The 7,078-nt window shown below is 74.0% G+C and carries 7 protein-coding genes; 5 read left to right on the top strand and 2 right to left on the bottom strand.

Annotation, left to right across the window (positions count from 1 at the left end; all coding sequences use genetic code 11):
* Positions 1-61: 61 nt before the first annotated feature.
* The 5 genes from ABZ318_RS25900 to ABZ318_RS25880 all read left to right on the top strand — a co-directional run bounded on the left by ABZ318_RS25900 (position 62) and on the right by ABZ318_RS25880 (position 4,691).
* Positions 62-748, top strand: a complete 687-nt coding sequence (locus tag ABZ318_RS25900) for a DedA family protein (protein ID WP_356904867.1) — start codon at positions 62-64, stop codon at positions 746-748.
* Positions 749-849: 101 nt separating this feature from the next.
* On the top strand, positions 850-2,013 hold the full coding sequence (locus ABZ318_RS25895; RefSeq protein ID WP_356904864.1) for a sensor histidine kinase: 1,164 nt from the start codon (positions 850-852) through the stop codon (positions 2,011-2,013).
* On the top strand, positions 2,004-2,648 hold the full coding sequence (locus ABZ318_RS25890) for a response regulator transcription factor (RefSeq protein ID WP_356904863.1): 645 nt from the start codon (positions 2,004-2,006) through the stop codon (positions 2,646-2,648). The genes ABZ318_RS25895 and ABZ318_RS25890 overlap by 10 nt, the downstream gene beginning before the upstream one ends.
* A 175-nt stretch (positions 2,649-2,823) precedes the next feature.
* A complete protein-coding gene (locus ABZ318_RS25885; RefSeq protein ID WP_356904862.1) occupies positions 2,824-3,084 on the top strand; it encodes a hypothetical protein in 261 nt (86 codons plus the stop codon).
* A 608-nt stretch (positions 3,085-3,692) separates the two neighbouring features.
* Entirely contained in the window at positions 3,693-4,691 is a 999-nt protein-coding gene (locus tag ABZ318_RS25880) for a TAXI family TRAP transporter solute-binding subunit (protein ID WP_356904861.1), read from the top strand.
* 10 nt (positions 4,692-4,701) lie between these two features.
* Here the strand turns inward: ABZ318_RS25880 and ABZ318_RS25875 are convergent, their stop codons facing one another.
* Positions 4,702-6,114 (bottom strand): HAMP domain-containing sensor histidine kinase, encoded by a 1,413-nt coding sequence (locus tag ABZ318_RS25875; protein WP_356904860.1) that lies wholly within the window; start codon positions 6,112-6,114, stop codon positions 4,702-4,704.
* Between the two features lie 18 nt (positions 6,115-6,132).
* Positions 6,133-6,846 carry a response regulator transcription factor gene (locus ABZ318_RS25870; RefSeq protein ID WP_356904859.1) on the bottom strand — a complete coding sequence of 238 codons (714 nt, stop codon included), beginning with the start codon at positions 6,844-6,846 and terminating at the stop codon, positions 6,133-6,135.
* Positions 6,847-7,078 lie beyond the last annotated feature (232 nt).

Raw genomic sequence — 7,078 nt, 5'->3', positions numbered from 1 at the left:
CGACGAAGTCGCGGGCGGAGTAGGCGCCGTCGAGGTCCTCGCCGGGCCGGTCGAGCTTGCGATCGGCGCCGACACCCCCCGCCCAGATCACGGCGCCGCCGACGGATTCGCCGGATGGGCCGCCGGGCTCGTCGACACAATGGGCGGACCCGGCGCCGGGCTGGCCATCGCGCTCGAGAACCTCTTTCCGCCGCTGCCCAGCGAGGTGATCCTGCCCCTGACCGGCTTCGCCGCCGGGCAGGGCGTGATCGGCCTGGCCTCGGCGCTGTTCTGGACGACGCTGGGTTCGGTGATCGGGGCGGTGGCCCTCTACTGGATCGGCGCGCTCTTCGGGCAGCGGCGGATGCACGCGCTCTGGGCCCGGCTGCCGCTGGTGAAGGTCTCCGACCTGGAGCGCACCGAGCGGTGGTTCGCCCGGCACGGCACGAAGGCCGTGTTCCTGGGGCGCATGGTGCCGATCTTCCGCAGTCTCATCTCCGTCCCGGCGGGGATCGAGCGGATGCCGATGCATGTCTTCCTCGCGCTCACGACGCTCGGCAGCCTCGTCTGGAACAGCGTCCTCGTCCTGGCCGGCTACTGGCTCGGGGAGCGCTGGGACCTGGTCGAGGGGTACGTGGGCGTGCTGTCCAAGGCCGTCCTGGTGCTGGTCCTCGTGGCCCTGGCCGCGTTCCTCGCCGTACGGCTCAAGGGGCGCGGCCGGGTCGCCGGGCGCGCCGGGGGCCGCGCCCAGCACCGTCGCAGCTCGTGAGCGACGGGGCCGGAGAGCGGGTGCCCAGACCGTACGGGCTCGCGTCCGGACCGTACGGACGATCTTGTACGGGTACGGAGGCGGCACTAGGCTCCGGGATCGTGCGGGGGGACGAAGGGGACGGCGCGGGCGCCCGGTCGACGGGGCGGAGCCTCGTCGGTGTCCTGCTCGGCTGTCTCACCGCTCTCCTCGGCGGGCTCTCCTTCCTGGCCGCCGGAGCCGTCCTCGGCCCCTTCCTGCTGTGGCCCCGCACCCGCCCCCGCGCGCGGCGGGTCCTGGTCGCCGGGGCCCGGCGGCTCGCGGCGCTGGAGCGGAGCCGCCGCTCGGTCTTCTTCGGCGACCGGTTCCCCGGCCCGTACGAGGTCCCCGACCGGCGGCTCCTGCGGTACCTCGCCGCCCGCGTCGGAACGGGCCTGGTGACCGGGGTCGTCCTCGGGCTCCTCGGCTTCGGCGCCGTCCTGGCCGTCCTGCTCGTCCGGGGCGTGGCCCGGGGCTCGCTCGACTGGACGGAACTCCTCGGTCAGCTGCTACTCGGCGGCGTCCTGCTCTTCCTCGACGTCCAGGGCCTGTACGCGCTGACCGCGCTCGACGCCCGCCTCGCGCGCGCGTGCTTCGGGCCCTCCGAGGGGGAACTGCTGCGGCGGCGCATCGACGAACTCGCCCTCAGCCGGGCCGCCGTGGTCCAGGCCGTGGACACCGAGCGCCGGCGGATCGAGCGCGATCTCCACGACGGCGTCCAGCAGCGGCTCGTGGCCCTGGCCATGCTGCTCGGCCGGGCGCGCCGGGGGCGCGACCCGGAGCAGGCGGACGCCCTGCTGCGGCAGGCGCACCGGGAGGCCCAGGACGTCCTGGCCGAGCTGCGGGACGTGGCCTGGCGGGTGTATCCGGCGGCCCTCGACAGCCTGGGGCTCGAAGAGGCGCTCGGCGGGGTGGCCCAGCGCTGCGCGATCCCGCTGCGCGTCCGGTTCGAGGCGGGGGACGCGCCGCTGCCCAGGCCGGTGGAGACCGCCGCGTACTTCGTGGTGTCGGAGGCCGTCACGAACGCCGCCAAGCATTCCTCCGCCTCCGCCGTCTCCGTCCGCGTGACGCGCGTCGGCCCGCTGCTCACCGTGCGGGTCGAGGACGACGGCCGGGGTGGCGCGGACCCGGCCGGAAGCGGGCTCACCGGGCTGCGCAGCCGGGTCGCCGCGCTCGACGGGACCCTGCGTGTCCACAGCCCCCTCGGGGGACCCACCACTCTTGTCGCGGAGCTGCCGTGCGCGTGATCCTGGCCGAGGACTCGACCCTGCTGCGGGAGGGCCTGGTGCGGCTGCTCGTCGAGGAGGGCCATGAGGTGCTCGCCGCGTTCGGCGACGCGGAGGGGCTCGTCGCCGAGGTGGCGGCGCGGCGCCCGGACGTCGTGGTCGCCGACATCCGGATGCCGCCCACCCACACGGACGAGGGGCTGCGGGCCGCCGTGGAGATCCGCGAGCGGCTGCCGGACACGGGGGTGCTCGTGCTCTCCCAGTACGTGGAGCGCAGCTACGCGGCCCGGCTCCTCGCCGCCGGCGCGGAACGGGTCGGCTACCTCCTCAAGGACCGGGTGGCCCAGGTCGAGGAGTTCCTCGACGCGCTGGAGCGGATCCAGGCGGGTGGGGCGGCGATCGACCCGGAGGTCGTGCGCCAGCTCGTCGTGCGCAGCGCCCACGCCGATCCCCTGGCCCGGCTCACCCCGCGCGAGCGGGAGGTCCTGGAGGCACTGGCCCAGGGGTACACGAACGCGGCCATCGCGCGGCAGCTGCACCTCTCGCTGAGCGCGGTGGAGAAGTACCTGGGCGTCGTCTTCGACAAGCTGGAGCTCCACCGGACCGACGGCTACAGCCGGCGGATCCTGGCGGTGCTGCGCTACCTGGAGGCCTGAACCCACTCGCTCAGCACCTCTTCGGCGTGCCCTGCGCGCCGGCCGGGCGGCGGCGCAGCGCTGCTTCTCGGCCTCGGACATGGGTCCGGTGCGCTGGAGCAGCCGGTCGGGGACGGCACGGGAGGGCCCGTCGACGGCGTGCAGCCGGTAGTGGTCCTTCTTGGGGTTGGGGGTCTTGTTCTCCCTGGTGTTGTCGTCGGAGAGGTTGGTGGTGACCTCGCCGGAGGCGGAGACCGTGCCCTCGGCGGCGTTCTTCCCGGAGATCTCGCCGCCGATGTTGTCGGTGGTGCCGGTCTTCAGGGTGCCGAGGAGGCTGCAGAGCCGGTCGACCGGGAAGGGGGACCGTCCCGGGTCGGTGGAGCCCTGCGGCAGCGAGCCGGGGAAGGACTCGCAAGTCGAGGCCACGGCCTGGGCGGCGTTGTTCTCCTTGTCCTGACAGGCCTGGTCGTCGGGCTTGCGCTCCTCGGCGCTCGCGGCCGGGGCCGGGGGCAGGGCGAGAGCGGCGGCGGGGACCGCAGCGGTCAGCACACGGCGTGCCGACGCCTTCAGCGTGGGCATGGGAACTCCCTTGGGACAGGGGTGTGTTGGGGGCGCTCGGAAGGGACGCCAGGGGCGGACAGGGGACTGTCCTCAAGATCACCGAGCGCGCTCCGACGCTAACCGCAGGGACACCGGCGGCCCGGCAGGACACACGGCGCGGCGCGCGCCGACGGGGCCGCTCACCACTTCGGCGGAGCGCACTGGGGGCCGGATCGGGTTCGCCCACAGGCCGGTTCGGGGATTGCCGCCCCCCGTCCGTGGGGCGGCAGGGGCACGGGCGAGAGGGCGGGCGGACGCGACGGGTCCCTCACTCCCGCGGACGCCGCCGTTCGGTGGCCCACCGGAGCCGGCCGCGAAGACCCCCACGCGGGCCCACCGGAGCCGGCCGCGAAGACCCCGCACGGGCCCGTCGGGAGGGCGAATGCGCACCCGCACGGGCCTCCGGCACCGGCTCCGCACCGCCGAGCCTGGCCAGGGGCGGCGGTGGGCTGGCAGGATCGCTGCATGCTCGCCTCGCTCTCCCGTGCCGCCCGCCGCCGTGTCCTGGCGGTCTCGGCCGCGCTGCTCGCGCTGTGCGGGGTGCTGGTGTGGTGGCTCGTTCCCTTCGGCTCCCCCGCCCCGAGCGGCTCGGTCATCTTCAGTACGGGTGTCCCCACCGGCGTCTACCAGCGGTACGGCGATCTCCTCAAGAACGCCCTGGCGCAGGACCTGCCCGAGGTGTCGATAACGCTCAAGGAAAGTGAAGGCTCCCAGCAGAACCTGGCCCGGGTCGCCAGGGGCGAGGCCGACTTCACCATCGCCACGGCCGACGCGGTGGCCCAGTACCAGCGCGAGCGCAGGCCCGGTTTCGAGCGGCTGCGCGGCTGCGCACGGCTCTACGACGACTACGTCCAGCTCGTCGTGCGCAAGCGCTCCTCGCTCCAGAAGGTCCAGGACCTGCGCGGGCTCCGGGTCGGGGTCGGCCAGGACGGGTCCGGCGTGCGCCTGATCGCCGACCGGGTCCTCGCGGCCGCGGGCCTGACCCCCGACCGGGACGTCGAGCCGGTCTCGGCGGGCATCGACACGATGCCGGGGCTCCTGGAGCGGGGCGAGCTCGACGCCTTCTTCTGGTCGGGCGGACTGCCGACCCAGGCGGTGCAGGCGCTGTCCGAGCGCTTCCAGGTCCGGCTGATCCCGCTGGACGCGCACCTGGTCGACGCGCTGCACGACGTCGGCGACTCGACCCGCCACTACCGGTCGGCGGTGATCCCGGCGGACGCATACTCCCAGGCGCAGGACGGGCGGCCGATCGAGACCCTGGCGGTGGCGAACCTGCTGGTCACCACGGTGGACGCCGACGACGACCTGGTCGAGGGCTTCACCCGTACGGTGATCAGGAGCCGGGACGGGATCGGCCGCCAGGTCCACCCGGCCCAGCTGGTCGACCTGCGCACCGCCGTGTACACGGAACCCCTGAAACTCCACGACGGCGCCCGCCGCTACTACCGGTCGGTGAAGCCGTGACGCGGCGCCCCTAGGGGGCGCCCGTCTCCCGCTCCGCGGGCGCGTGTCGGGGGACGGTGACCGTCACCCGCAGGCCGTGCGGCTCGTTCGGGGCGAAGGTCACGCCTCCGCCGCCCGCCGTCAGCAGGACGCGCGCGATGGAGAGGCCGAGGCCCGAGCCCTTGACGTTCTGGTGGCGGCCCGAGCGCCAGAAGCGGTCGCCGACCCGGCCGAGCTCCTCCTCGGTGAGGCCCGGTCCGTGGTCGGCGACGACCACGGCGACGGTCGACCGGTCGGGGACGACCGTGACCGTGACCTCCTCCCCGGCGGGGGTGAACTTCAGCGCGTTGTCGATCACCGCGTCGAGGGCGCTGGAGAGGGCCACCGGGTCCGCCCAGGCGGTGACCGCGCCGCACTCCCCGGTCAGCGTGACGCCCTTGTCCTCGGCGACCGGGCGCCAGGACGCGACCCGCTCGCCGGTGAGCGCGCCGACGTCGGTGAGGCGCAGTTCGGCCGCCGCGTGCTCGGCGAGCGCCAGGTCGAGGAGGTCGTCGAGGACCTGGGCGAGGCGCTTGCCCTCGGTCCGTACGGAGGCGATCTCCTCGTTGCCCTCGGGGAGCTCCAGGGCGAGGAGCTCGATCCGCAGGAGCAGCGCGGCCAGCGGGTTGCGCAGCTGGTGGGAGGCGTCGGCGACGAAGGCCCGCTGCTGTTCGAGCGCGTCCTCGACGTTGTCGGCCATCTCGTTGAACGAGTGGGCGAGGCGCCGCAGTTCGGGCGGTCCTCCGGTGGCGGCGACGCGCGAGTTCATCCGCCCGGTGGCGATGTCGTGGGTGACGGCGTCGAGGACGCGGACCGGTCGCAGCACCCAGCCGGTGAGCCGGAAGGCGGCGCCGACGGCGAGGAGCATCGCGGCGGCCTCGCCCGCGAAGATCAGCAGCCAGCCGCGCAGGATGCGGGAGCGGAGCTGTCCGGTGGGCGAGTCGGTGACGACGACGGCGACGACGTCCCCGTCGCGGACGACGGGGGAGGCGATGGTGAGCCGCGCGTCCCCCTGCCAGGGCCAGACCTGGGGCGGGTCGTGGCTGCGGCGCCCGAGCAGCGCCTCGTTGAAGGCGCGCCGGCCCTCCCCCTCGTACGGGACGACCCAGTCCTCTGGGGCGGCGGCCATGGCTCGGTTGTCGCGGTAGAAGATCCCGGTGCGGATGCCGTACACGTCGTGGTAGCTGGTGAGTTCGCCGCTGAGGGTGGCGCGCCGTTCGTCGGCGCCGGCGCTGCTCTCGCCGACGAACTGGGCGAGGGCGGCGAAGCGCGCGGCGTCGTCGAGCCGGTCGACGACGACCCGCTGCTGCTCGGCCGCGGCGAGGCTGGCGGCGAGCGGGAAGCCCAGGGCCAGCAGCACGCCGGCCATCAGCATGATGAGCAGGGGGAGGAGTCGGGTGCGCACGTCAGGGCCCGTCGGGAGTTACGCGGCGGGGGCGACGAGGCGGTAGCCGACGCCCCGCACGGTCTCGATCAGGGCGGGCATCCGCAGCTTGGAGCGCAGGGAGGCGACGTGCACCTCCAGGGTGCGGCCGGTCCCCTCCCAGCTGGTGTGCCAGACCTCGCTGATGATCTGCTCGCGGCGGAAGACGACGCCGGGCCGCTGGGCGAGGAGGGCGAGCAGGTCGAACTCCTTGCGGGTGAGCGGGACGCTCTCGCCGTCGACGCTGACCCGGCGGGTGGGCAGCTCGATGGTGACGGGGCCGAGCCGCAGCACGGTCCCGTCGGCGGTGCCCGTGGTCCCGCCGGTCTCCTCGGCTCCGGTGTTGCGCCGGCTGACGGCGTGGATGCGGGCGAGGAGCTCGCCGGGGTCGTAGGGCTTGACGACGTAGTCGTCGGCGCCGAGGTTGAGCCCGTGGATGCGGGAGCGCACGTCCCCGCGCGCGGTCACCATGATCACCGGGGTGGTGGTGAGCTTCCGGATGCGGCCGCAGACCTGGTAGCCGTCCTGGTCGGGCAGGCCGAGGTCGAGCAGGATCACCCCGTAGGAGGGCCGCTCGCCCTGGGCGGTGGGCAGGACGGCCTGGAGCGCCTCCTCGCCGTTGCGGGCGTGGGTGACCGTGAAGCCGTGCCTCGCGAGGATCGCGGAGAGTGCGGCGGCGACGTGGTCGTCGTCCTCGACGAGCAGCAGTCGCATGCGTACCTCCTCCGTGATGATTCCGTGGCGATGTGCCGATGGCGGCTCTCTGTGTACCAGGTGCCACCAGGGCATGAACACCGAACGTGGGTGTCACAGTCAAGTGTCCCCCTGTGGCGGGGCCGTTTCCGTTATGGACCCGGTACGGCCCGCACGTCGCCTTCACCCACTGTGTCCGTTCGCGGCCGTATCGTTATCCTCAATTTCCGCTCAGATGTGATGACGCTCGTCA

It is taken from the genome of Streptomyces sp. NPDC006197, assembly GCF_040613865.1.
Classification (GTDB): domain Bacteria; phylum Actinomycetota; class Actinomycetes; order Streptomycetales; family Streptomycetaceae; genus Streptomyces.
Note: the sequence above shows the minus strand (reverse complement) of the source record. Positions and strands in the feature narration are given on the sequence as shown.